The organism is Nocardia sp. XZ_19_369, from assembly GCF_015355715.1.
In the GTDB taxonomy this organism is placed as follows: domain Bacteria; phylum Actinomycetota; class Actinomycetes; order Mycobacteriales; family Mycobacteriaceae; genus Nocardia.
In genome coordinates this window covers 262021-287625 of the sequence record NZ_JACVED010000002.1, presented here as the reverse complement: position 1 = coordinate 287625, position 25605 = coordinate 262021, and the positions used below count along the sequence as shown (strand labels likewise).

General features: G+C 67.7%; 18 protein-coding genes. 10 read left to right on the top strand and 8 right to left on the bottom strand.

The features are described from left to right. The first annotated feature begins 110 nt into the window (after positions 1 to 110). Positions 111 to 1031 carry a class A beta-lactamase gene (gene bla, locus IBX18_RS07540; RefSeq protein WP_194833010.1) on the top strand — a complete coding sequence of 307 codons (921 nt, stop codon included), beginning with the start codon at positions 111 to 113 and terminating at the stop codon, positions 1029 to 1031. A gap of 90 nt (positions 1032 to 1121) precedes the next feature. Here the strand turns inward: bla and IBX18_RS07535 are convergent, their stop codons facing one another. Continuing rightward, on the bottom strand, positions 1122 to 3467 hold the full coding sequence (locus tag IBX18_RS07535) for a glycoside hydrolase family 65 protein (RefSeq protein ID WP_194833009.1): 2346 nt from the start codon (positions 3465 to 3467) through the stop codon (positions 1122 to 1124). A gap of 4 nt (positions 3468 to 3471) precedes the next feature. Beyond that, entirely contained in the window at positions 3472 to 4236 is a 765-nt protein-coding gene (locus IBX18_RS07530; protein ID WP_194833008.1) for a beta-phosphoglucomutase family hydrolase, read from the bottom strand. A 132-nt stretch (positions 4237 to 4368) separates the two neighbouring features. On the opposite strand from IBX18_RS07530, the gene IBX18_RS07525 reads away from it, so the two are divergent. From IBX18_RS07525 to IBX18_RS07510, 5 genes are all read left to right on the top strand, one after another. Beyond that, complete coding sequence (locus tag IBX18_RS07525; RefSeq protein WP_194833007.1) at positions 4369 to 8967, top strand: cation-translocating P-type ATPase; 4599 nt, start codon at positions 4369 to 4371, stop codon at positions 8965 to 8967. 28 nt (positions 8968 to 8995) lie between these two features. Next, a complete protein-coding gene (locus IBX18_RS07520) occupies positions 8996 to 9559 on the top strand; it encodes a nucleotidyltransferase family protein (RefSeq protein WP_228540590.1) in 564 nt (187 codons plus the stop codon). Continuing rightward, positions 9560 to 9829: a BON domain-containing protein gene (locus IBX18_RS41960; protein WP_228540589.1), complete on the top strand. Its 270-nt coding sequence runs from the start codon at positions 9560 to 9562 to the stop codon at positions 9827 to 9829. Between the two features lie 5 nt (positions 9830 to 9834). Continuing rightward, positions 9835 to 10578: a metallophosphoesterase gene (locus IBX18_RS07515; protein ID WP_194833006.1), complete on the top strand. Its 744-nt coding sequence runs from the start codon at positions 9835 to 9837 to the stop codon at positions 10576 to 10578. Between the two features lie 259 nt (positions 10579 to 10837). Further along, the gene (locus tag IBX18_RS07510; protein WP_194833005.1) at positions 10838 to 11257 is read left to right on the top strand and encodes an anti-sigma factor antagonist; all 420 of its coding nucleotides are present in this window, start codon (positions 10838 to 10840) and stop codon (positions 11255 to 11257) included. A gap of 106 nt (positions 11258 to 11363) precedes the next feature. Here IBX18_RS07510 and IBX18_RS07505 read toward each other — a convergent pair whose 3' ends face one another. The 4 genes from IBX18_RS07505 to IBX18_RS07490 form a co-directional block, all read right to left on the bottom strand. Beyond that, complete coding sequence (locus IBX18_RS07505; protein ID WP_194833773.1) at positions 11364 to 11918, bottom strand: hypothetical protein; 555 nt, start codon at positions 11916 to 11918, stop codon at positions 11364 to 11366. A 372-nt stretch (positions 11919 to 12290) separates the two neighbouring features. Beyond that, the gene (locus tag IBX18_RS07500; protein WP_194833004.1) at positions 12291 to 13226 is read right to left on the bottom strand and encodes a hypothetical protein; all 936 of its coding nucleotides are present in this window, start codon (positions 13224 to 13226) and stop codon (positions 12291 to 12293) included. Beyond that, entirely contained in the window at positions 13207 to 13776 is a 570-nt protein-coding gene (locus tag IBX18_RS07495) for a hypothetical protein (RefSeq protein ID WP_194833003.1), read from the bottom strand. The genes IBX18_RS07500 and IBX18_RS07495 overlap by 20 nt, the downstream gene beginning before the upstream one ends. Positions 13777 to 13950: 174 nt before the next feature. Then, a complete protein-coding gene (locus IBX18_RS07490; protein WP_194833002.1) occupies positions 13951 to 15420 on the bottom strand; it encodes a cytochrome P450 in 1470 nt (489 codons plus the stop codon). A 422-nt stretch (positions 15421 to 15842) separates the two neighbouring features. On the opposite strand from IBX18_RS07490, the gene IBX18_RS07485 reads away from it, so the two are divergent. The 4 genes from IBX18_RS07485 to IBX18_RS07470 all read left to right on the top strand — a co-directional run bounded on the left by IBX18_RS07485 (position 15843) and on the right by IBX18_RS07470 (position 23070). Next, on the top strand, positions 15843 to 17147 hold the full coding sequence (locus IBX18_RS07485) for a glutamine synthetase family protein (protein WP_194833001.1): 1305 nt from the start codon (positions 15843 to 15845) through the stop codon (positions 17145 to 17147). A gap of 52 nt (positions 17148 to 17199) precedes the next feature. Next, on the top strand, positions 17200 to 19188 hold the full coding sequence (gene asnB / locus IBX18_RS07480) for an asparagine synthase (glutamine-hydrolyzing) (protein ID WP_194833000.1): 1989 nt from the start codon (positions 17200 to 17202) through the stop codon (positions 19186 to 19188). A 63-nt stretch (positions 19189 to 19251) separates the two neighbouring features. After that, positions 19252 to 20649, top strand: coding sequence for an aminotransferase class I/II-fold pyridoxal phosphate-dependent enzyme (locus IBX18_RS07475; RefSeq protein ID WP_194832999.1), 1398 nt, complete (start codon positions 19252 to 19254; stop codon positions 20647 to 20649). A 315-nt stretch (positions 20650 to 20964) separates the two neighbouring features. Next, positions 20965 to 23070 carry an AMP-binding protein gene (locus IBX18_RS07470; RefSeq protein ID WP_194833690.1) on the top strand — a complete coding sequence of 702 codons (2106 nt, stop codon included), beginning with the start codon at positions 20965 to 20967 and terminating at the stop codon, positions 23068 to 23070. 25 nt (positions 23071 to 23095) lie between these two features. On the opposite strand, the gene IBX18_RS07465 is transcribed toward IBX18_RS07470, so the two are convergent. Both IBX18_RS07465 and IBX18_RS07460 read right to left on the bottom strand, forming a co-directional pair. Next, positions 23096 to 24337 carry an ATP-grasp domain-containing protein gene (locus IBX18_RS07465; protein ID WP_194832998.1) on the bottom strand — a complete coding sequence of 414 codons (1242 nt, stop codon included), beginning with the start codon at positions 24335 to 24337 and terminating at the stop codon, positions 23096 to 23098. A 20-nt stretch (positions 24338 to 24357) separates the two neighbouring features. Then, positions 24358 to 25605 (bottom strand): methylaspartate mutase, encoded by a 1248-nt coding sequence (locus IBX18_RS07460; RefSeq protein ID WP_194832997.1) that lies wholly within the window; start codon positions 25603 to 25605, stop codon positions 24358 to 24360.

Here is a 25605-nt window from a genome sequence, read left to right as displayed (position 1 = left end):
GTATGCCAGTTCAGCATCAATCAGCGTCTTCCAGCCTTGGACCGCATGAATGAGCGAGTGACATGCTCCGTCGCACCCCGCTTGTCAGCCATTTTCAGAGGAGAGCAGTCATGACAGCCAAGTCCAGAATCGGTGTTCTGACAGTCGCGATCACGGCAGTCGCGCTCGTCGGCGCATGCTCTGTGTCCGAGCCCAAGACCGAACCCACCCGGGTGCCCGACGCCGCCAAGGCAACCGCTCAGGTGCGGGATCTCGAATCCGCGCACCACGCCCGAGTCGGTGTCTTCGCCGTCGATACGAAGACAGGCGTCTTTCTGGGTTACCGGGAGAACGAGCGGTTTCCGATCGGCTCGACCTTCAAAACGCTGGCGGTGGCCGCGCTGCTCCGCGAGCATCCGCTGGCCGACGGCTATTTCGACACCGTCATCCATTTCAACGCCGGCGATGTGGTGAAGTACTCGCCGGTGACCGAGACGCGCGTCGACACCGGCATGACGGTGCGTGAGCTGGCCGCCGCTGCCATCGAGAAGAGCGACAACACCGCGGCCAACGAGCTGCTGAAACTACTCGGCGGGCCTACCTCGATCACGAAATTCGTTCGCACGCTGGGCGATACGGCCACCAGCCTCGACGACTGGGAGCCACTGAGCAACAGCGGCGACACCAACCCCGAGCACAACTCCACCACCCCCGCCGCACTCGCCGCGGACTACCGCGCGCTGGTCTCCGGCGACGCGCTGCCCGCACCGGAGCGCGCGCAGCTCACCGAATGGCTACTGCGCAGCACCACCGGCCTGAACCGGATCCGCGCCGGTCTGCCGCAGGACTGGAAGACCGGCGACAAAACCGGCGGCGGCGACTACGGCCTCACCAACGACGCCGCGGTGACCTGGCCGCCCAACAGTGACTCGCCGATCGTGATCACCGTACTGTCGATCAACACCGAGGAAAACGCCCCCGCCGACGACCCGCTCGTCGCGCAATCCGCCAAAGCCATCACCGAGGCCCTGCACCCGGCCGCCAACGGATGACCCGACGCGAAAGACACACTGCGATGCGAAGATAGCTCTCACCCGCAGCTGGATCCGTGCGAGTTCGGTTGTCGGGAGCGGCGGGCAAAATCAATCCCGGCGGTATGGAGCACGTCCGGCCGGGGGTTCGGGCTTCGAGACATTCGGTAGGTCCGGTATGCCCAGTTCCAGCGGTGTCTCGTCCAGCGTGTGCGGCTGGCCATGGTGACGGAAGGTGAAGGGGTCGCCGGAGAGTAGGGAGTAGGTCGCGGCGTCGCGGGTGATGTCGACCGATATTCGGCTGCCGCGCCACAGGATTCGGAAGGCGAGGCGGTCGAGGTTTTCGGGGAGGCGTGGGGCGAAACGCACTTCGCCATTGCATTCGCGCATGCCGCCGAAACCGGCGACGCAGCAACTCCACGTTCCGGCCAGCGAGGCGATATGCAATCCGGTCGCCACATTGTGGTGCAGATCGTGCAGATCGGTCAGCGCGGATTCGACGAAGTAGTCGAAGGCCAGCGACAGGTGACCGACTTCGGCCGCCATGATCGCCTGGGCGCAGGCCGACAGCGAGGAGTCGCGGACCGTCAGTGCCTCGTAATAGTCGAAGTTCCGCAGCTTCTGCTCCGGCGTGAACTCGTCGGGGCACAGGTACATCGCCAAGGTCAGGTCGGCCTGTTTGACCACCTGCTTACGGTTCAGGTCGAAGTACGGATAGTGCAGCAGCAGTGGATAACGCTCAGCGGGGGTATCCGCGAAATTCCAGCGCATGTAGCGGGTGAAATTCTCCGACTGCTCGTGCACCTCGAGTTCGTCGTTGTACGGCATGGCGACTTTCGCGGCACAGTCCCGCCAGCGGCCGATCTCGCTCTCGGTGACTCCCAGCCGCTGCGCCACCTCGGGCTGCCGCTCACACGCAGCGACCGCACCGCGCAGGTTCTTCTGCGCCATCAGATTCGTATAGATGTTGTTGTCGGCCAACGCGGAGTATTCGTCGGGCCCGGTGACACCGTCGATCCGGAAGTTCCCGGCCGAATCCCGATGCCCGAGGACCGCCCACAACCTGGCGGTCTCCACCAAAAGCTCTACCCCGCAGTCCCGTTCGAACTGTTCGTCCCCGGTGGCGGCCAGATAGCGGATGGTCGCGTCGGCGATATCGGCGTTGACGTGCACCGCCGCGGTGCCGGTCGGCCAATAGCCGGAGCCCTCTTCGCCATTGATCGATCGCCACGGGAACATCGCCCCCGACTGACCGAGTTCGCGGGCCCGCTGCCGCGCCAGTTCTAGGGTCGAATGCCGCCAGCGCAGCGCGTCGCCCGCGGCGGCGGGCACCGTATGGGTGAGCACGGGAAGCACGAACGTCTCTGTGTCCCAGAAGGAGTGGCCGTCGTAGCCGGGACCGGTCAACCCCTTCGCCGGTATCGCGCGCGTCTCCCCGCGAGCTCCCGCCTGCAGCACATGGAACAGCGCGAAGCGAACGGCCTGCTGCATTTCGGGATCGCCATCGATCTCGATATCCGCGCTCGCCCAAAAGTCATCGAGGTAAGCACGTTGACGGGCCAGCAGGTCGTCCCAGCCGGTCTCCAGCCCCGCCGCCAACGCCGCTTCGACCTGGGCGCGCAGCGCGGGCGTCGAACGCTGACTGGACCAGCCGTAGGCGAAATATTTGGTCACGCACACCGTTTCGCCCCGCGCGACATCGACCGCGATTGTCAGCCGGGCCAGATCGTCCTCGGTGTGCACCGAGCACCGTGGCGTGGCGTTCACTGCCAGCTCATGATCCATCCCCGCCGCCATCCGCAGCCCGGATTGCCTGGTGTGATGGGCGAGCACCGCATGGAAATCCCGCGCGGCCGCGAAGTCGGCCACCAGCGGGCGATCCAGCGCCGCCGCGAACCGGGGATCACCCTGGCGCGCCACGACCGGCTCGTTGGCGAGCAGATCCGATTGGATCACCAGATCCAGATCCTCGTCGAGCGGCTCGACCTCATAGCGGATGGCGGCCAGCGCCCGCTCGGTGAACGAGACGAGCCGCTCCGAACGGATCCGCACCGATTGACCGGTGGGCGAGGTCCATACGGTGCTGCGGCGCAAGGTGCCGGAGCGAAAATCCAGTACCCGCTCGTGCTCCCTGGCATGGCCGTAGCGCATGTCCATCGGCTCGTCCCCGACGAGCAGCCGGATGATCTTTCCGTCGGTGACGTTCACCACGGTCTGCCCCTGCTGCGGGTATCCGTAACCCACTTCGGCATAAGGCAATTGACGTTTCTCATAGAACCCGTTGAGGTAGGTGCCCGGTTCACCGACCGGCTCCCCCTCCTCGAGGGTGCCGCGTAACCCGAGGTGACCGTTCGACAAGGCGAAGATCGACTCGGTCCGCCGCAGCGCCTCCACATCCAGCCCGCACCACCGCAATTGCCATGGGTCCACCTCGAAACCGCGACAGTCCACAGCCATTTCGCTACTCCTTCAGCTCCGCCAGATCCTGGACGACGACATCGGCGCCCGCCGCCGTCAATTCCGGCCCGTGCCTGCCGTCGCCGACGCGATCGACCCCGACGACGAACCCGAAGCCGCCCGCGTGCCCTGCCGCTACCCCGGCGACCGCGTCCTCGAAAACCGCTGCCTGCTCGGGCTTTACGTTCAGCCGCGCGGCGGCTTCCAGGAATCCGTCGGGCGCGGGCTTACCGCGCAGTCCGAGCCTGGTGACGTCGTTGCCGTCGACCCGCTCGTCGACGCTGCGGGCGATGCCCGTAACCTCCAGCACCGCAACGGCATTGGCGGAGGCGGTCACCACGGCTACCTTCAGCCCGGCCTCCCGGACCGCGGTCACATAGTCGACCGAACTGGGGTAAACCTTGACACCTTCGTGCTCGATCAGCGAGAGCAGCACGCTGTTCTTACGATTGCCGAGCGCGTGCACCGTCGCATCCCCCGGTTCGTCCGCCGGGTCGCCCTCCGGCAGGGTGATCTCCCGGGACCGCAGGAACTCGCGGACGCCGTCGGCGCGCGGGCGGCCGTCGACATAGCGCAGATAGTCGTCCGCACTGAACGGCACGAAGTCCGGCCCGCAGCGCTGCCCGAGGTACTCGTCGAACACCGTGGTCCACGCCCGCCGGTGCACCGACGCGGTGTCGGTGAGGACCCCGTCGAGATCGAACAGCGCGACCGTGATCGTTTCCGGCAAACCCAGCCGAGCATTCCGGCCGTCGCGCGATGAGGTCATGCCCCGGATTTACCCCGTATGCCGACCGAGAAACTGTGCCGGAGGCGAGCGCGGGCCCATCCACCGAACCTGTTCTCTGCGAGCGCAACTCCGGCCTTGTTTACCGGGCTACCTGCGGGGTAGCTGCCCGTTATGGGCCTATCGACACGTCATCTACGACCTACCTGGTGGATCGAGGCGCCCGCGGCAGCGGTGACCGAAGCCGTGCGCCGTGGCGGGTTACTCGCCATCGGCGCGGCCACCCAGCTCGCCGCCGCGCCGTTGCAGGCCATCGAGACAGTGGCCGGGAAAGCGGCCGAGGCCGGGCAACTCCTCGATGTGCCCGAGCCTGGTCAGTTGCGCGACGACGTGGCGGCCTTGGTCGACCCGCACCTGAAGCGCACCCGGCGACGGGTCGCCATGCACGGCAGGCGCGCGACCATCGAGGTCCGCGGTTTGGCGGGCGGCAGCAGCGCCACCGTCGCCCGCGCACTGGAGCGGCGACTGGAAAGCCTCGGCGGTGTGCGCTGGTGGCAGGTGAACGCGGTGACCGGACGGGTGGTCGCCACCCTGGCCCGCGGCGCGGCGGATCTGCCGGAACTGCTCGCCACGGTGGACCGGATCGAGCACGATACCGAGGTCGACGAGCAGGACTGGGACTGCGATGTCGACTACCCGGGTGACCGAGAACCGGTGATAGCGGCGGCAATTCAGGTCGCCGGCGATCTGTGCGCCGTCGCGATCTCGCTGGCCGGGGTCGCGCCCCCGATGCGTCCGCCGCTGCGCGCGGCGCGGGCCCTCGCCTCGATCGCCGAGACACAGCCGCGGGTCCGCGACCAACTCGAGCAACGGCTGGGGCGAGCGCGCACCGACCTCGTGCTGACCCTGGTCTCCGCTCTCGGCACCGCGCTCGGCGAGAACGCGACCGACGGGATCCCCACGCTGCTGCTCGACGCGGCGCAACGGTCCATGCTGCTGACCGAGGCGGTCGCGCGCCGGGTCAGCTGGCGCGGTTGGGAACCGCAGCTCCTGCACCACGACAACCCCGACGTCGCGCAGCCGCTGCCGCGCTACACCCGCCCCGCCGAACTGCCGCCCGGACCGCTGGAGCGCGTCGCCGACGAGACGGGATCGGCAATGGTGGTGGGCGCCACCGCGATTGCCACCCTCGGCAACGCCGGTGACGCCGTCAACGCGCTCGCTCTCGGTGCCCCCAAGGCCGCACGCGCCTGCCGCGAGGCATACGCCGCGACCCTCACCACGCTGCTGGCCCGCGCGGGCGTGCTGACGCTGGACCCCACCGCGTGGCGGCGACTCGATCGCCTCACCGCACTCGTCGTGGACGGCGAAGCCTTGCTCACCTCGCGCCGGGTAGTGCTCGATGCCGAGTCCACCGATGCCGAATGGTCCACCGCCGACGTCTGGAGTGCGGCCCAGCGGCTGCTCTGGTCGCCCCCGGATTCCTCGGCTGAACCCGCCGCGTCCGAACGGAACGGCGCAGCGCGCAAGAACGAGCTGCGACTGGTGCACCCCGAGAGCGGAAATCCGGATCGGGGCGCCACGATCCGTCCGGCTGGGCGTGAATTGCGCGCCGGCGACCGCACGGTGGGCCGGGTCCTCATCGGCCGGGAACTCGACCCGCGTGCACACTCGTTGCTGACCACGGCACGCAAGGCAGGTCTGCGCGTGACTCTCGCCGCGAGCGCCGACGCCGGGGAATTGCGTTCCCGCGTAGACCAATTCGTCTCCTCCGCGACCTCGTTGAGCAAACTCGTGCACGACTTGCAGCGCGACGGCCACGTGGTCGCCACGGTGAGCGCCCACGCCTACAAGGCACTCGCCTGGTCCGATGTGGCCATCGGGCTGCTCGGCACCGGGCACAACCACAAACGGGCGCCGTGGACCGCGGACGCGCTGTGCCGCGAGCTGAGCCAAGTCGAACGAATACTGGCGGCGATCGAACCGGCCCGCCACGTCAGCGCACAAGGCCGGTCCCTCGCGCTCTCGGCAGCCGCGCTCGGCGGATTGCTGCTCGCGGTGTCGCCGTCGCGGCGGGCCCAGATATCACCGATGGCCGCAGCCCACCTCGCGGGCCTGCTGAACGGCTCGCTGGCCGGGCTGCGCACGATGCGCGCACCGGCGCTTCCCGCGCCGTCGGTGCTGCTGCCTTGGCACGCACTGCAACCCGAGGAGGTGCTCGCTCGACTACCGCAGCCGCCCGCCTCGACGGAGCGTGCCACGTCGGCCCCGTCCGAGCAGGACACCTGGTTCGGCGGATTGACGCGCACCACCTCGTTCCTGCGCCATCTACGCACCGAACTGGCCGATCCGCTGACCCCGATCCTGGGCGTCGGCGCCGCCGCGACCGCCATTCTCGGCTCCCCGTCCGATGCGATCCTGCTCTCCTCGGTCCTCACCGTGAACGCGGTGGTCTCGGCCAGGCAGCGCCAGCGCGCCGAGTCGGCCCTGCACACGCTGCTGGACCGGGAGAGCCTCACCGCGCAGGTCATCGACCGGGCCGACGTGGACAAGCCCGACGCCGGCGAAACAACCCTGCCGGCCAGCCTGCTCACGGTCGGCGATGTCATCGTCGTCCGTCCGGGTGAGGTGGTGCCCGCCGACGCACGGCTGGTCGACATCGACGATCTCGAGCTGGACGAATCCGGGCTGACCGGTGAATCGGTCACGGTGGAGAAGCAACTGTCGGCCACGCCCGGTGCCGGTCCGAGTGACCGCGCCTGCATGATCTACGAGGGCAGCACCGTCGTGAACGGCCGCGGGCGGGCCGTCGTGGTCGCGGTCGGCGCCGACACCCAGGTCGGGCGGGCCACCGCCGGTGCGGTGCCGCCCGAAAAGGGCGGCGTGCAAGCACAATTGCGCCAGCTGACCGACCGGGCGTTGCCACTGACGCTGACCGGCGGGGCGATCGTCAGCGTCCTGGGCGGCCTGCGCGGCCGGGAGTTGCGCGCCGCCATCGCCGACGGTGTGGCCGTCGCGGTCGCGGCGGTACCGGAGGGGCTGCCGCTGGTCGCCACGGTCGCGCAACTCGCGGCCACCCGGCGGTTGTCCCGCTACGGCGTGCTGGTCCGGGCAAGTCGCACGGTGGAGGCGCTCGGCCGGGTCGACACGCTGTGTTTCGACAAGACCGGCACCCTCACCGAAGGGCGGTTGCGGTTGACCAAACTCGCCGACCTGCACCAGCAGTGGGAGCCCGGCGCCGAGGCCGAGGAGGCGCGCAGGCTGCTGCGTGCGGCCGCGCGCGCCTGCCCCGACCCGAACGAGGGACCGGTCACCCATGCCACCGATCGCGCGGTGCTCGAGGCCGCCGAGATCCTCGACGACGGGCGCTGGCACCCGATCGAAGCGATCCCCTTCGACTCGAATCGCGGGTACGCCGCCGCGCTGGGCAACACCGCGCGCAGGCTGCGGTTGGTCGTCAAGGGCGCGCCCGAGATCGTGCTGCCGCGGTGCACCAAGGTCCGCAACGGCGACACCATCGCCCTGTCCGAGCAGTTGCGTGCGCGCGCCGAGACGACCGTGCGCGATCTGGCCGAGCAAGGCCTGCGCGTGCTGGCCGTGGCCCGCCGAGACCTCGCCACCGAGCCCGACGATGTGGCGGGCGCGGTCGGCGAACTCACGCTGCTCGGCTTCCTCGGCATCGCCGACACCCCGCGCCCGCAGACGCTGCCGCTGATCACCGCCCTGCAGGACAACGACATCAGTGTCCGGATGATCACCGGCGATCATCCGGTGACCGCCACCGCGGCGGCGCGCCAGCTGGGCATCGCCGTCGATACCGTGGTCACCGGCGCCGATCTGGATCGATGCGACGACCGCGAGCAAGCGGAGTTGATCGAGCGCAGCACGGTGTTCGCCCGGGTGAATCCGGAGCAGAAGGTGCGCATCGTCACCGCGTTGCGCCGCAACGGTCACGTCGTCGGCATGACCGGCGACGGCGGCAACGATGCCGCCGCGATCCGCAGCGCCGACATCGGAATCGGTTTGGCCGCACAGGGATCCACCGCCGCGCGCAACGCCGCCGACCTGGTGCTGACCGATCCGGACCCGATCGCGATCTTGCACGCGCTGGTCGAGGGTCGCGGCATGTGGCGGCGGATCACCGATGCCGTCGGCGTACTGGTCGGCGGTAACGCGGGCGAGGTCGCGTTCACGCTGTTCGGTACCGCCGTCGGCGGGCGCGGACCACTCGGCACCCGCCAGTTCCTCCTGGTGAACATGCTCACCGATATGTTCCCGGCGCTGGCCCTGGCGCTCTCGCCGGACGATCGCGGCATCGATCCGGCCGACAGCGCCGCGGCGGTCCGCGAGCGGTCGGCGCAACTCACCGAGATTCCGCGCGCCGAGCTCGGCACCGACCTGACCAGGACCATCGCCACCCGCGGCATCGCCACGGCCACCGGCGCCTCCGTCGCCTGGACGCTCGGCCGCTACACCGGCACCGAACGCCGGGCCGCGACCATCGGGCTGGTCGCGCTGATCGGCACCCAGCTGGGGCAGACCCTGGTGTCGGGGTATCGCAGTCCCCTGGTGTGGGTGACCACCGCCGCTAGCGCGGGCGTGCTCGGTGCCGTGGTCATGACACCCGGGCTGTGCACCTACTTCGGTTGCAGGCCGTTGGGGCCGTTCGGCTGGACGATCGCGACCGGGTCGGCCGTCGCGGCCACCGCGGGTGCGACGCTGCTGCCCGGTCTGTTGTCCGGCGAAACCCGCGCGCTCGAATCCGCCGAATAGTCGACTGGTAACCGGGTATTGCCCGATCATGGTCGCCACGATCGATCAATTGCTGCACTCGTTGACCCGAGCCGTCAATGCGCTGGCCGAGACGAACATCAAGTTCGCCGTGGCCGGCGGTTGCGCGGTGTACGCACGCGGTGGGCCCGCCTCGCAGCACGATGTCGATATCTTCGTCAAACCCGAGGACTGCGCGAAAGCGGTGCGCACACTGGCCGAGGCCGGGTTGCGGGTCTGCGATCCCCCCGAGGACTGGCTGCGCAAGGTCTACGACGGCGACGTGCTGATCGACGTGATCTACCGACCCAATTACCGGGACGTCACCGACGAATTGCTCGACCGCGCAACGCCGATGCGCATCGGGCCGACCTCCGCGCCGGTGGTCAGCGGCACCGACCTCATGGTGGACAAGCTGCTGGTCTTCGACGCGCACCGCCTCGACTTCGCGCCGCTGCTGCACATCGCGCGCGACCTGCGCGAACAGGTCGACTGGGCGGAAGCACGGCGTCAGACCGAGGAATCACCGTATGCGCGCGCGTTTCTCGGGCTGCTCGACGATCTCGGTATCACCGACACCGGAAAGGTGAAATAGATGGAGCAGCCGCAATACCTTGTCGCGCACCTGCGCCGCGCCCTGGCCGAGGATCCGCGCACCGCGGAACTCGGCATCGGGGTAACCATTCGCGGCGACGTGGTGGTCCTCGGCGGCGAGGTGAGCACCGAGGAACGCAAACACCAGCTGGAAACGATAGTGCGCGAACAGCTTCCGCAAGCGCGGATCCACAACGATGTGCACGTCACCCGTCCCGGCGCGCCGGCCGACAGCGAGGCGCTCGGTTCGACGGATACCGAAAGGAGTTGAGCCGCATGCGAATAGCCGCCGTAGGCGATGTACATCTCGGCGTCGACTCACACGGGCTGTGGCGACCCACGCTGCGCGAGCTGCCCGAGCACGCCGACATCCTGCTGCTGGCAGGCGATTTGACGCGCCACGGGACGGTGGAGGAGGCCGAGGTGGTCGCCGCCGAGTTCGCCGACCTCGGCGTGCCGGTGGTCGCGGTGCTCGGTAACCACGACTATCACAGCGAGGTCGAGGACGACATCACCAAGCTGCTGGTCGACCAGGGCATCACCGTGCTCGAAGGGACCGCCACCACCTTCACCATCTCCGGCCGGACACTCGGCATCGCCGGGACCAAGGGGTTCGGCGGCGGCTTCGCCGGCAAGTGCGCGAGCATCTTCGGCGAGCGCCAGATGCGTGACTTCTCCTGTCACACAGTCGCACTCGCGGATTCACTGGCCGAAGCCCTGGCCGGACTGTCCACCGACGTGACCATCGCGCTCACCCACTACTCCCCCGTCAGCGACACACTGCACGGCGAACCGAGGGAGATCTACCCGTTCCTCGGTTCCTACCTGCTCGGCGAAGCGATCGACAACAACGGCGCCGATCTCGCACTGCACGGCCACGCGCACGCGGGCTCCGAACGCGGGACCACACCGGGCGGCATCCGGGTGCGCAATGTCGCCCAGCCGGTACTGCGCGCCGCCTACGCCATCTACGAAATGGATCTGCCCAAGGTCGCGCCCGCAGTCACCCCGGCGTTCTGATCGGACGCCGCCGCTCGAGGAACACCCCGGTTTCGTTGCCTCCAGGTAGCGGCCGAGCATGAGCGACGTTTCGGAACGTCTCGGGCGGTAGACAGCGGCGAGCCGTCGTGGTAAACCGGAAGAGGTTGAACAGCCAGCCGTAGCGTCCCATGCGCGGGTCGCCTGCCGCGCGGCGGTGTGTTCATTCATCACCTGCCCACGCGTACGCCCGCAGTCGGGACGAGTCGTTAGTGCAAGCCTCGGACGCAAGGGGTTAGTGATGACAGAAACCATCGCCGAGCCGACAGCCGCCGCAGTAGTAGCCGACGAGATGCCGCTGCGCACCAGTACCACGAATCGGCGCCGCGCCAGAAAGTCCGATACCGCTGTGGTCACCGCACACGGAGATCTGGATGCGTCCCACATACCCGTGCTGCGCCAGCGGATTACCAGGGCGCTGGGTTCGCTCGACGAAGGCTGCGTGATCGTCGATTTACGGGATGTCGAGTTCCTCTCGCTCAGCGTCGCGTGCGCACTCGTCGAGATCAAACATCGCGCCGCACCCCGCGGCCTCGACCTGCGGCTGGTCTTTCACCATCCCGCCGTGCAGCGGGCACTCGACGTGACCGGTGCATTCCTGCTGTTCCCCACTTACCCATCGATCGAGGCGGCCGCCGAACGACGACTGCCACCCGCCTGACCTGCCCAGTCCGGGTGCGAAGCCCGGGCCCATGACAGCAGCCAGCCCCTGCTGAGCAGTGCTCAGCAGGGGCTGCCGGCTTATCAGGGCAGGAGCTGGGGGCCGATCAGCGGTTCGCGCCGCTGTGCTGGCCGCCCTTGGCCTTGGCCTCGGTCGGCTGCGCCTCGGCACCCTTCCTACCGGCGTAATGCTCTTTGCGGTAGGAGAAGAGGTCGTTGACCAGGGCAATATGCTCCAGGGCTGCCAACTCGGCGGTACCGGTGGCCGCGACTGCCGCTGGATCCAGACAGCAGCCCATGCCTGCTTCGATCAAAGTGAAGTAGAACCGCAAGGCGGTGTCTATTCGGTGGATCTCCAGAATTCGGGCCGGCGACGGCGCCTGCGGGTGCCCGCCACAGGCCTCCTCGTCAGCTACCGCGCGTCCGTACTCCAGCAGCTGCCGGGCGGCGCGCGCGGCCAGCGGCGGTGGCAGCGCCGCGGTTGTCCGCGACCACAGGTCGTCGAACGCGGCGTCGAAGCCGGTTCCGCTGCCCGGCGGATCCGCTCCGGCCATCCGCGCCGCGGCGTACGCCATGAAACTGGGGAGCACACCGTGCTGCCCGAAGGCGTCATCTATGACGAACAACGCGCTGGTCCAATCGACGATCAGCAGGTGCGTCACCGGGTCGACCAGGGGCGCGATGTAAGACCCCCAAAGGCCGGTCTGCCGTTGGATGTACCGGTCGAGCTCCGAGTCCGTGGGGTAAGCGGACCTCAGGAATTCGCGGCACCAATCGGCCCCCAGCTGCGCTCCGCGCGGCGCGTCCGGGTGCAGCAGTAACGGCAATCTGGCGGACAGCTCCGGCAGTTGGAATTCTTCCGACTTCGCAAAACTTCTGGACGACATCAGGCCCTCACAGATCCGCGGGTGACTCAGAGATTCGGTTCTGCCTGGAAACGACCGCGAGACGGCACCGCACCCTCTATTAGACCAGCACACGAGCGTATCCCGCACCGGCTCAGCCGAATTCGATGACGCGTAGGCGATACCGGCTCAGCAGGTGGGGGGCGGGGAATCGCCGGCGAGGCGGAACTCGAAGCGGATCGCGCCCGGGGGCGATGCGGGTAGGACGATGGCGGCGCCGTTGCCGGGGGTCCAGGTGCGGGGTACCAGGACGTAGTGGTCGCCGATGCGGTTGAGGGGAACCAGTCCGTCGTAGCGGAATCGATAGGCGGAACTGGCGGTCGGATCGGTATGACAGGAGGTCATGTGGACATCCGATCGGGAAAGGTGCAGGTCCTTTTCGCTGTAGACGACGACCTGGGGGCTGGTCGGTAATTGGGCGGCCCACTCACCGGCCCGGGTCTGGCCGACCGCTACCGAATAGTCGGCGGCGATCCAGAACAGACTGATACCGACCACGGTGAACAGGATGACCCATTCGGAGACCGCGGCCGCCGTCGACCGCGGCGGCGCGGACTCAGGCATCTGAGCACGTAACCGGTTGCGGCGCTGCACTATCAGAGTCCACAGCATCAACACGCCGATGATGATCGAGACCGGTGCGACGCAGAGCCCGTCATTGAGCGGAGTCACGACGAACACCCGCGACACCCCGTTGAGCAGCACCGCCAGCGTGAGCACCGTGACCACGGTGGTGACCCACCACGCGGGCCGATGTTCGCGCACAGAATTCGGCAGGGCGGCGTAACCCCACAGCACAGCCATGCTGAGGAGTCCTATCACGATCAGCGGCACGAAAAGTGTGTCGACCGTGCGCATCAGATATTCGCGGGTGCTCGGATTCAACGTGGTCGAATCGACACCGAAGTAGTGGAAGAACCAGTAGACGTGGGCCCAGCCGAAGTAGAACAGCAGGGCCGTCAGCAGCGTCGTCGGCGCAACCACCTGTCCGACGGACTTCGCAACCTGCGTGAATCCGTCGAACGCCGACCCGGTCGTCGACTGCTCAGCTGGTGGGTGTGACACGGGGCTTGCTGGTAGTAGGCGTAGTCCCGGTAGTCGGGTCGGGGTCGTCGGTCACCGACGTCTTCGGCAGGTATCCCTCTGTGCTGCAAGGAAGTTGCTGCGGGGCACTCGGACCGGTGATCAGCGTCAGGGTCGAGCCCCGAGTCAGGATCACCGACCCGTTCGGCGACTCTTCGTTCGGCGTCGGGTCCGCTTGCCCGCCCCGGAAGGAGACGTACTGGCACACGCTGTACTGAGTGGCGGTGCTGTCCACGGTGGTAGCGATGCGCACGCAGTCATCGCATTCTTCGGCGATCCGCGTCTCGGCCAAGTCACGGACCGTGACGAGCGGAAGTCCTTGGAGTTCGGTGAATGCCGGAATGCGAATGGGCGCGCCCGGCACTTTCCCGGCATCGGTCTTTTCCGGTCGTCCGGGCGCTCCGGGGACCGCGGGTCTCTCCGACGTCCGCTGTGTCGTCGTATTGCCCGGGTCCCGATCGGGTATCGAGGTGCTGCAGGCCGTCAATGCGACCGCCGCCGCGGCCAGAATTATGGTTCGCCGAATGTCCATGGCGCACTCCTTGCCTGCCGAAACGCTCGCCATCGGCGAGATTTCTCGGCAGCTTTCAGCATCCTCCGGTCCGCGGGCGCACACATGAGTAGTGCGCTACCTCAATAGCAGAGGTAGCGCACTACCGGTTCGCACCGTCGACGCGCCTGCGAGGGGGCAAGCGCGAGGAGCGGCCTACACCGACTCGGTGCGGGTTCTACGCCGCAGGACCATGGGAAGACCGTTGCGCGGCCGCAGCGTCAGTGTGTGCTCGGGGACGATCCGCGCACCTGCCGCGAGGTCGAAGGTGTAATTCTGGGTGAGCATGGCAAGGATGAGCTTGGCTTGGATGCGCGCGAAACCCAGTCCGATGCATTGGCGGTGGCCCGCACCGAACGGCAGGTACGCATAGCGGGAGCGGGGTTGCGGACTCCCGGCACCGGTGGCGGGATAGACGAACTGCTTGTTCTCCGGCAGGAACCGGCGCGGGTCGAAACCTTCCGGATTGGGCCAGGATTTCGGGTCGTGGTGCAGCAGGTAGGACGCCACGTACACGGTCGCCCCGGCGGGGATGGCGTAGCCGCCCAGCACATCGTCGGCGGCGGCCTGCCGTTCGATCAGCCAGGACGGCGGATACAGCCGCATCGCCTCTTCGATCACCGCCGAGGTCCACGGCAACTGGTCGAGGTCGGCCGGGGTGGGGCGGCGGTCGCCGAGCACGGTATCGACCTCGGCGATGAGCCGTTCGCGCGCCTCGGGATTGTTGGACAGCAGCATCAAGGTCCAGGCCAGCGAGTAGGCCGTGGTGTCGTGCCCGACCAGCAAGAAGGTCACCAGCTCGTCGCGGACCTGGCGCGGGCTCATCGCCGCCGCGCCCTTGTCGTCACGCGCGTCGAGCAGCAGCCCGAGCAGTTCGTGCCGGTCTTCCTGCGGGTTCGCCTGTCGCTCCCGGATGAGCCGGGCGACAACGTCGTCGAGCACGGCGACCGCAGCGTCCAGCTTGCGCCAGCGCGGGGCCTGCAACCGCAGCGCCATATCCGGGGTGACGCCGGGCAGCCGGGCGGGCAACCAGGTGAGCAGCGAGGTCATGGCTTTGCCGACGCAGCGCAGGATTTCGACGAGCGCCTCGTGCACGTGCGCGGCGTCCTCGGACAGGTCGCTACCGAAGAGCGCGGGTGCGGTCACGTCGAGCGTCAGGGCGTTCATCGCTACGGAGACATCGAGCTGATCCCCGTCGGGCCGAGTTTCCCACCGCTGCAACGAACGTTCCGCCGCGCTGATCATGTACTCGGCGAAGCGATCCAGCTGACGCCGGGCGAACAGCGGTTGCATGATCCGGCGCTGCCGGGTCCAGGAGTCGCCCTCATTGGTCAGCAGCCCGTTACCCAATGCCATTGCCGCCACTTTGGCATTGAGGGTTTTGACGTAGTTGCTCTGGCGCCCCACGAAGACGGTTTCGACGAGCTCGGGGTCGTTGACGATAAAGAATTGCCCGCCCGAGATGTCTATGCGGACGACATCGCCGTACTGCTCGACGAGGCTCTGGAAGGCCAGGCAGGGATCGTTGCGGATTTGCGCCATTGCCCGGAACGCGTCCAAGCCGGTGGGCCCGGGCGCGCGCATCGGGTCGGCGACGGTGCCGACACGGGTTGAAACTTCAGTCACGGTTTTCGCTTCCCATATTTCCCACACGAAATGGGTGAGGATTGGGGAGATCTGGATGCTATCTCGTTTTCTCCAAGATCAGGGGTGGCCGTCCGGATTTCAACCCCCCATCCGGGGCATGCCGGATCTCGGAGGGCTCTGCCAGACTGAGCCGATGCGCGACGATGCCGGTCGAAACCTGATGCTGGAACGGGTCGCGCACACGCGGGGGCCGCACGAGATGTCGACGCGGTGCAGTGGGGAAACGTTGCGCGCCAAGCTGGTTCCGGGTCGGCCAGTGCGACGGGTCGCTGCCCGCCGCGTGTCCGCCGGGGATGTGCCGGGGTCCCGGGCCGGGCCGATCCGACGGCCGAGGTCACCTGAGTCCACCCGTTTGTGAAGTGGTCAGGGGGGTCGCGCCGCCGGGGGGTGAGAGGATCGATATGGAAGCGGTAGAGCAATTCCTGAAAGAGCATTCGATCACGATGGTCGAGCTCGCCACGCCGGATATGACAGGCGCTATCCGCGGGAAAAGAATTCCCGTCGAAACGTTTTTGACCAGTGGGCTTTCGGGTGGGGTCGGTTTGTCCTCGGCGGTATTGGCCTGGGATTACCAGATGGAGGTCATCGAGACCGATGAATACAGCTGGTCCAATGGTTACCCCGATATCTTCCTGCGCCCCGATCTGGCGACGCTGCGACTCGTGCCATGGAAGCAGCGGACCGCCCTGGTCTTCTGTGACGTCGTCGACGGGTCCGGCAAGCTCGCCCCGGTAGCGCCGCGCGACGTACTGCGCCGGGCCGTCGCCGAACTCGAGCGGGCCGGTCTCTCGCCTTACATCGCGATGGAGAGCGAGTTCTACGCCCTGGACGCGGAGACGCTGCGCTCCCGTGGCGACCGGAACCCGGTCTACAGCTTGCACGACAATCATTACCTGGAGCCGTTTCTCGACGACGTCTGCCAGACGCTGCTCAGCGCCGATGTCGAGGTCGAGGCGTGCGGGGCCGAGTACGCGCCGGGTCAGGTCGAGATCAACCTCACGCCGTCCGACCCGCTCACCGCGGCGGACGGGCTGCTCTTCTTCCGCTATGCCGTGAAGCAACTCGCGCCCCGGCACGGATTCCGGGCGACATTCATGGCGAAGCCGTTCGGCGATCTCTCCGGCAGCGGCCTGCACATCCATCAGAGCATGTGGCGCAAGGAGAAAGACAATGCGTTCTGGGACGCGGGCACGCTGAGCAGCATCGGCCACAATTACGTGGCCGGGCTTTTGAAGTACGCCGCCGAGCTACAGCTCGTATCGGTCCCCACGCCCAACGGCTACAAACGCGTCGCCGACCATTCGTTCGCGCCGACGAACCTCTCCTGGGGCTTGGACAACAGGTGCGCCGCGGTGCGCGTCCTGGTCCGCGACGCCGGCGGCACCCGGGTGGAGACGCGCATCGCCGCGGCCGACGCCAACCCCTATCTGCTCGCCGCCGCCCAGCTCACCGCGGGCTTGGCCGGCGTCACCGAAGACCTGAAACCGCCACCGCCTGCCGCGAATTCCTATGTCTCGGAAGAGTATCCGCCGCTGCCGACGAACATCTGGGCGGCCGCGAACCTCTTCGGCGAGAGCGAGTTCGCCCGGCGCGCACTCGGCGCGTCGACGGTGGAGAACCTGTGCCGAGTGGCGCGCAGCGAGGCGGCGGCGGGGCAGCGAGAAGTGACCGACTGGGAGCGCGCCCGGTATCTGGATTCGGTGTAGTCGGCGATGCTCCGTAATTCTCGAGGAAATAGGAGATAGACCCGTGTGTGGTGTGGTCGGATTCATTGACAGCGGATTACGCAAAGACCAGCGACTGGATCTGGTGCGGCGGGGCATTCGGGCGATCGCCCATCGCGGCCCCGACGAAGTGGGCCTGTACGACAGTTCCTCCTTCACCCTCGGCACGGTCCGCCTCTCGGTGATCGACCCGAGGCTCGGCCAGCAGCCCATGGTGACCCCGGACAATCGCTACATCGCCGGCTTCAACGGCGAGGTGTTCAACTACATCGAGCTGCGCAGCGAACTGGAAAGCTACGGAGTGCGTTTCAAGACGAACTCCGATACCGAAGTGCTGCTGCATTCCCTGGCCTACTGGGGACAGGACGCATTGCTGCGCCTGAACGGCCAGTTCGGCTTCGTCTTCTACGACAAATGGGAACGGCAGCTGATCCTCGGCCGCGACCGCTTCGGCGAGCGCCCCATGTTCTACACCGAGCAGAACGGCACCTTCTACTTCGCCTCGGAGGTCAAAGGCCTCTTCGCCTTCCCCGAGGTGCCGCGTGAGCTCGCCGCGGACAAGGTGCGGCGCGCGATGCGGTACTGGAGCCCGGTCCCCGGCGAGACCTGTTTCACCGGCATCGACGCGATCCCGCCGGGACACATCTTGATCGTCCGCGACGGCCGGCCCGAGCTGACGAAGTACTACCACGGCATCGCCAAGCAGAATGCGGGACCGGCCCCGAAGTCCTTCGAAGAGGCGAAGATCGGGCTGCGGGAGGTCATTCAGGAGTCGATCCGGCTGCGCTTGCGCACGGACTACCCGCTGGGCACCTACATCAGCGGTGGCATCGACTCCGCGGTCGTCTCCTCCGTGATGAACGAACTGATCGATGAGCCGCTCACCACGTTCTCCATCGACGCCGCCGACAGTCCGGTGGACGAGTCGCCGTACCAGCAGGCGATGGTGGATCGGTTGGGCAGCAAGCACACTCGGATACCGGTGACGCGCGCGCAAGTCCGTGAGCGGTTCCCGCATGTCGTGCGCCAGTGTGAGCAGCCGCTGCACTTCACCGCTCCGGTGGCCTACGGCGTGATGGCCGAGCAGGTGGGGCTGGCCGGGGTGCGCGTCATCCTCGGCGGCGAAGGTTCCGACGAGCTCTTCGCCGGATACGACGTGGCCAAAGAGGCGATGATCCTCGAACGTTGCCTGCGCGGTGGGTCATTCGCGGGCGCGGCCGAGGAGCTGGAGCTGGCGCTGAACGACATGCGCTACAGCGACGCCACCAATGCCGCGGCGATCCTTCGGTTCTACGCGGACCGATCCGACCGCGACTTCACCCTCGGGGCGCACTTGCGGCGCTTCGAAACCGAACCCGTCGATCAGCTCATCGACGCGTCGGGCGACGTCTTCGACGACCACGCCGTGCTACTGGGCCGGCTGCGCGCCGACTTCCCCGACTTCGATCAGCGATCGGCCATCGACCGATCGATGCTGGTGGACATGCACACCTTCCTGATCGGCTACGGCATGACCTGCCTGGGCGACCGCGCCGGAACCGGGTTCGGCGTCGAAGGCCGGTACCCCTTCATGGATTCCAACGTCGTCGAGTACGCGGCGTCGTTGCCGATCGAGTGGAAGCTGAACGGCGCACGGGCCAAACACATTCTGCGCGAGGCCTATGCCGACCGGCTGCCGCACGGGATCGTCAACCGGCCGAAGTTCGGAATGCGGCTGCCCGGCGCCGAGGCGCTGCTGCCCGACGGCAACGACTGGGTCTCGGACATCCTGTCCCCCACCGCGATTCGCCGGGTCGGATTCCTGGTGCCCGAGGCGGTGGACCGGCTCGTCGATCAGGTGCGCACATCGGAGGCGCCGCGGGTGCCGTACCCGTTCGGCGACGCGTACGTGCACCTGCTCAGCGTGCTGCTGATGGAGGAGTTCCTGATCCACGACTTCCAGGTGCCCGAGGTCGATATCGACCGAATCATGATGCGCAACATCGACGGCGACCACGACCCGGTGGGTACGGCCGCGCGCTGATCGACGCGCGCTCGCCGACGTGGGCCGGGCGAGCTTCCAGAGTTAGTCCAGAGAGGATCCAACATGTCTCATGTCGATTTGGTCGACGATGTGCGAGAAGTAGGGACGGCGGTCCTCGAAACCCTTGCCGCCCATATCGAAACGGCCAGGACCGGAGCGGGCGAGGTCGTGTCCTCGGCCGATATCGATACGGTCGCCAAGCGGCTGGAGCTGCGCCGGTGGATCGAGGAAGGGGGGATGACGCTGCCCGAGTTGCTGTCGTTCGTCACCACCTACAGCGACATCTCGGCCGGCCACCACCACCCCGGGTACATGGCGCATCAGATCGCGCCGTCGGATACCCCCGGTGTGGTCGCCGATCTCCTCCAGGCGATGACCAACAACATTCCCCTGGTGTACGAGCTCGCCCCGGCCGCCGCGGCGGTGGACCGGGCGGTGTGCCGGTGGATGCTGGACAACGTCGGCTGGGGCGCGACCGGCCTCGGGGCGATGACCAACGGCGGCACGCTGGGCAACCTGACCGCCCTGCTCGCCGCCCGTTCGCACGCCGACGCCACCGCGTGGCGGGACGGAAACCCGGGCGATCTCGTCATTTTCGCCCCGGCGACCAGTCACTACTCCGTGCGCAAGGCAGCCGCCGTCATGGGGCTGGGCGAACGCGGGGTCTACCCGCTGCGCACCGACGTGCTGGGCCGCATCGATCCGGCGGAGCTCGAGCCCGCGCTCGCCGAGGTGCGCGCCCAGGGCAAGCGGCCGGTCGCCGTGGTGGCCAACGGCTGCGCCACCGGGACGGGCCTGTACGACCCGATCGCCGAGGTGGCGCAGTTCTGCGAGGCCAACGGCCTGTGGTTCCACGTGGACGGCGCGCACGGCGCCGCCGCGCTGATCTCGCCGCGCCACCGCGGCCTGCTGGCCGGTATCGAGCGTGCCGACTCGACGGTGTGGGACGGGCACAAGATGCTGCGGACCTCGGCGCTGTGCACCGGGGTGCTGTTCCGCGAAAAGCGTTATCTCGACACCATGTTCAAGCAGGACGCGAGTTATCTCTATCGACCCGAGGCCGAAGATGTCGACCCGGGGCAATACACCTTCGAAACCTCCAAGGCGCCACTCGGTCTCAAGATCTTGCTGACCCTGGCTTATCGCGGTGAAGCCTCCCTGCGCTCCTATGTCGAGCGGCAATACGGCCTCGCCACCGATTTGTGGGAGCTCATTCAGGAGCGGGCCGATTTCACCGCGCCGTACCAGCCGCAGAGCAATATCCTCTGCTTCCGGTATGAGCCGTGGGGCGACCGGCAGCTCGAATTGCGGTCCCGGCTCATCCAGGACGGTCGGTTCTATCTCTCGTCTTTCGCGCTCGGTGGCCGTCCCTATCTGCGCGCCGCGCTCATGTCGCCGACGACCGACCGGCAGACGTTGAACGACCTGCTGGAGGTGATCGTCAAGGTCGCCGAGGCGTGATTCTCGGCGCGGCTGGGTCCCTCCGTGCGTCGTTGCCTGCGCACCGATGCTGGTGCGTGCGCACGATGATTCAGGTCGACCGACGCACCGGCCGGGAACCGTTGCGCGTTGGGCGAGTTCACATCAAGGTCGACTCCGGGTGGGTGCGGCGCACAATGTAGCGGTAAATGGTGGGCAACACCGCCATCGCGTCCCATACTGGGGTCGATTGCAGGTTGCCGGTTCGCTGACGCATCGGCCGCACGGGTGACCGGCGAATCGAGGGGCACCCGCCGGCCCCGAGTTGTTCGAACCGGCCGACGAGAAGTGCGTGAGTTGGTAACCGACGTCATCGATGTGAGCGCCGACTTCGCGGTCGCCCGTAAAGCGCTGTGGGATCTGCTGCTCGAACCGCAGACCTACCCACGGTTGTTCGCGGGCATCGGCGCCTGCGAGCTGGTGGAGACCGGACCGGACAGCCGGATCGCGCAGGTGCGCATCGGCACCGCCGAGTCGGGTATCCGCACGCATCAGCTGCGGCTGACCGTGTGGCGCTGGTACGAGAGCTTCGAATTGCAGTGCCCGGGGACCGGCAGCTTCGTATCGGTCAAGCTGCAGGGTGACCAGGAGCGCACCAAGGTCGTCGTCACCGTGTTCGCGCCGGGCCGGTGGCATCCGCACATCGCCGAGCAGTCCAACGCCGCCGTGGTGGCATGGGTGAAGAGCGGGCTGCGGCGGGCGGTCGATGTCATCCGCGGCGCGCGGACCTCGACGGTGATCAATGCCGAGAATGCCCCGCTGCGCAGGCAGGTCAGCGTGGCCAAACAGATGGTCACCGTCGGCGTCGGGCGCACCACGAATCTCGCGATCGGCGTGAAACAGGCTCGCTCCCTGGCGAAATGGGGCTTCAACCTGGCCGGTGGCTACGCGGCGGCCGCGGCCTACGATCCGGATCGGATCGCGCTGATCGACGGATCCGGCACCCGCACCTTCGCCGAGATGCACGCTCGGACAAGCGCACTCGCCGGTGCGATGGCCCGGTTGGACCTCGGCTTCGGCGATACGGTGGGGCTGCTCTCGCGCAACCACGCCGGCATGGTCGAATGCATGGTCGCCGCAGGCAAACTCGGCGTCGACGTGGCGCTGTTGAATGTCGGGCTGTCCGGGCGGCAGATCGAGGACATCGTGCAGCGGCACCGGATCGCCGCGCTGTTCGTCGACGGCGACCTCGAGCAGCTGGTCTGCTACTTGCACACCGACCTGCCGCGCTTCAACATCGACGGCCACCCGCCGGTGCCGCACCGGACCACCATCGACGATCTGATCGCGCAGGGCGAGCGGGACTTTCATCGCCCGACCCGGCCGGGCCGGTTGATCGTGCTGACCTCCGGCACCAGCGGCACGCCGAAGGGCGCGCGCCGCCCCGAACCCAAGGGCTTCGGCACCATCGCCGCGCTGCTGTCGCGGATTCCGCTGCCCATGGAACAGCCGATGCTCATCCCCGCTCCGCTGTTCCACACCTGGGGGCTGGCCGGACTCCAGATCAGTACGCCACTGCGCGCGACAGTGGTGCTGCCGGAGCGTTTCGACGCCGAGGAATGCCTGCGGCTCGTCGCCGAACACCAGGTCGCCAGCATGATCGTCGTGCCGACCATGGTGAACCGCATCCTCGATCTGCCCACCGCGGTGCGGGCCCGCTACGACACGTCGAGCCTGCGCGCCGTCGTCAGCTGCGGTGCCCCGCTGGCCGGTGCGACGGTGCTGCGCTTCATGGATGTCTACGGTGAAATCCTGTACAACGTCTACGGTTCCACCGAAGTCTCCTGGGCCACCATCGCCACCCCCGACGACCTGCGGACCGCGCCGACCACCGCGGGCAAGCCGCCGCTGGGCACCAGAGTCGCCGTGCTCGGCCCCGATCGGCGCCCGGTCCCGATCGGTGTCACCGGAAACATCTACGTCGGCAACCATATGCTGTTCGACGGTTACGTCAGTTCGGCGCCTCCGGACGAATCCGACGGCATGCTGGACACCGGCGACCTCGGCTATCTCGACGTCGCCGGACGACTGTTCATCGCGGGCCGCGACGACGAGATGATCATCTCCGGCGGCGAGAACGTCTTCCCCCGCCCCGTCGAGGAGGCCCTCGCCCATCTCCCCCAGGTCAGCGAGGTCGCCGTGGTCGGCGTCCCCGACCAGGAATTCGGCCAGCGCCTCGCCGCCTTCGTCGTGAAACGCGAAGACTCGGGCCTGGATTCGGACATGATCCGCTCCTACATCCGCCACCGCCTCAGCCGCTTCTCCGTCCCCCGCGACGTCACCTTCCTCGCCTCCCTCCCCCGCGGCGAAACCGGCAAGATCATCAAACAACTCCTCACCGGCCCCCACTCCGGCGAAGCACCGCTACCGTCCCCACTCGGCGGCCCGCACGTAATCACCTGAGTCGCTTGGCGATCCGGCATTACGACTACAGCAGGTCGTGTTCGAGCTGGCGGAGTTTGAGGTAGGAGCGGTCGATCTCGGCGGGGTCTTGGTGGACGAGGAAGACGACGCCTGGGGAGGAGTTGAGGTCGACGGTGGGTCTGGTGGTGGCTTGGTCGGCTATACGGAAGCGGATGCTTTCGATGGCGGGGAGTTGTTCGAGTTCGGTGCGGAGGAGCTGGGCGGGGAGTGGGAGTTCGCGGTGGGCAATGAGATTGACGCAGCGGGCGTGTTCGTGGCGGGTGTAGACAGGGGGTTGGGCGGCCAAGGCTCGGCCTTCGCCGAGGTAGCAGTCCATGGTCAGGCCCACCTGGTTCACACCGGTGCAGCGGTCGAGGGCGGGGGGGTTGGCCAGGCCGGAGATGCGGGCGCCGGTCTCCAAGAGAACGGGACCTGCCGCGGTGTAGATGAGTTCGGTGTGGGCGGGGCCGTTCGCGATGCCCAGTGCGTCGAGGACGCCGGAGACGTAGTCGAGGATCTCGGTGCAGCGGGGGTCGGCCGGCGACAGGAGGTCTTCGTAGTCGTAGATCCTGCGGTTGTCGCGGACGGTCACCTTGTGGCTGATCCACGCGTCGGTGAACCAGTGCCTGCCGTCGCGGCTGACCGAGTTGACGATGTACTCGTCGCCGACGAGGTATTCCTGGGCCAGCACAGCGGCATTGGTGCGCAGCATCAGGTTGGTCTTGCCGATGATGGCGTGCACGGCGGCGTGGATCTCCGCCTCGGAGTCGCTGATGAACACATCGTCGGAGCCGGCGCTGTCGAGCGGTTTCACCACGGTCCGGCCGAGGCCGGCCTTGCGCCGCCAGTCCAGTAGCGCCACCGCGTCGGTGCCGCGCCGCTGCCGTGCGGTGCGCAGGCCCGCGGCAGCCACGGCTTCCACCATGTGGAACTTGTCGCGCCGCACATACGACAGCGCCGGATCGTTGCCGCGCAACGCCAATTTCGCCGCGATCTCGTCGGCCACCTCGACGCCGAACTCGCTGGCCGCGATCACCGCGACCGGTGCCAGTTCGGCCAGTCGGTGCAGCACGTCGTCGGCCTGGTCAGCGTAGGAGAGGTCCGCGTCGAACAACTCGGCGGGCAGACTCGCGGCGAAGGTCGCGGACAGGTTGGCGCGGGACCGGACGTGGATCAGCCGGTAGTGCTGCCGCGCCTGGCGGGCCAGCAGCGCTCCGGTGGAGAACGCGTCCACCAGCACAACGGTGGGCGAATCTGCTTCGGACATCGAAGATCCCCTCGGGGTAGTCACGGGACCAGCCTGCTGTCATAGCTGTTCGCGACATGGTCGAGCATCCCGTAGAGCTGGTCGGAGCCGAGCCGGGCGAGATCGTCGCGACCGGCGGTGGCGGGCAACGGAAGCCGGCCCAGCGACCCCCAGCGCAGCGCGCCCTGCTCGTCGATGACGCAGGTGGTGGCGCCGAGGTTATCGGTGTGCAGGCAGAACGGCACGTCGAGCAGGCCGGCGGCGAACGCCTTCAGCAACGCCTTCCCTACATCGGCGTCGAGGTCGAGCACCGTGTCGATGAGGAGCCGCGCCTCGTCGTGCACCTCGGCGAAATACTCCGCCTCGGCCGGGGACGCCGGGTCGAGCGGCCCGGCGGCCTCCTCCGCCGCGATACGCAGCGCCGCAACGTTTTCGGCGACGGAGGGGATCTGCCAGGCTTCGGACACCGTTTTCACGATCATCCGTTCGCAGCCGGTGGCCATGGCCAGGCGGGCGCTGTCGCGGATGAGCCGCGTCGCGCCGTCGGCGGTCCTCGGGAAAAGGCCCATGTACGTGTAGAAGACGACGTGCCAGGTCACGTCGCCGAGGTAGGCGTCGGCGAGGGTCCGTAAGGCGCGCAGCGCGCCGCGATCCTGTTCGGCCAGCGTGCCTTGCGCGTAACTGAGCGACATGTAGCGCAGGCCGTGCTGGCGAAAGAAACAGCCTTCCAGCACCGCCAGCGCCACCAGCAGGGACGGCGGGCACAGCTGGCCGAGCATGCACCCGCCGAAACTTTCGATATGCCCGAACTCGGTCTCCCCCGCGAGAAATCGCGTGCTCTCCGACCAGGCTTCGACTGCGTCGCGCAGCGGCAATCTGCTGTAGGGCAGGCAGTACGAGACCGGGCCGCCTTCGGTCGCGTCGAGACCGACCTCGACCAATCGCTGGAAGACGCGCAACGGCAGCGCGGTGCCGTGGCGCGCCTGCACCGGAAACGTCGGCCCGTACAAGCCGGCGAGCACCTTCTCGGTGTCCGCGACCGAATGGGAGACCAGCGGGTACCCGTTCAATTCCTCACCGACGGCGAGGCGTTCCAGCGGCGTCCGGTAATCGCCGACGCGGGTGTAACTGTCGAGCGTGATGGTGCCGATCACCGGAAAATCCAGGTGCGCGACTCGGGCGAGACCGGCCCGCATCGCCGAGAGGCTGCCGAAACCCATGCGGGGCTGGACGACCAACTGCCCCGCATCGGCTCGGTCCGCCACAAAACTGTCGAAAAACCCTGCCAC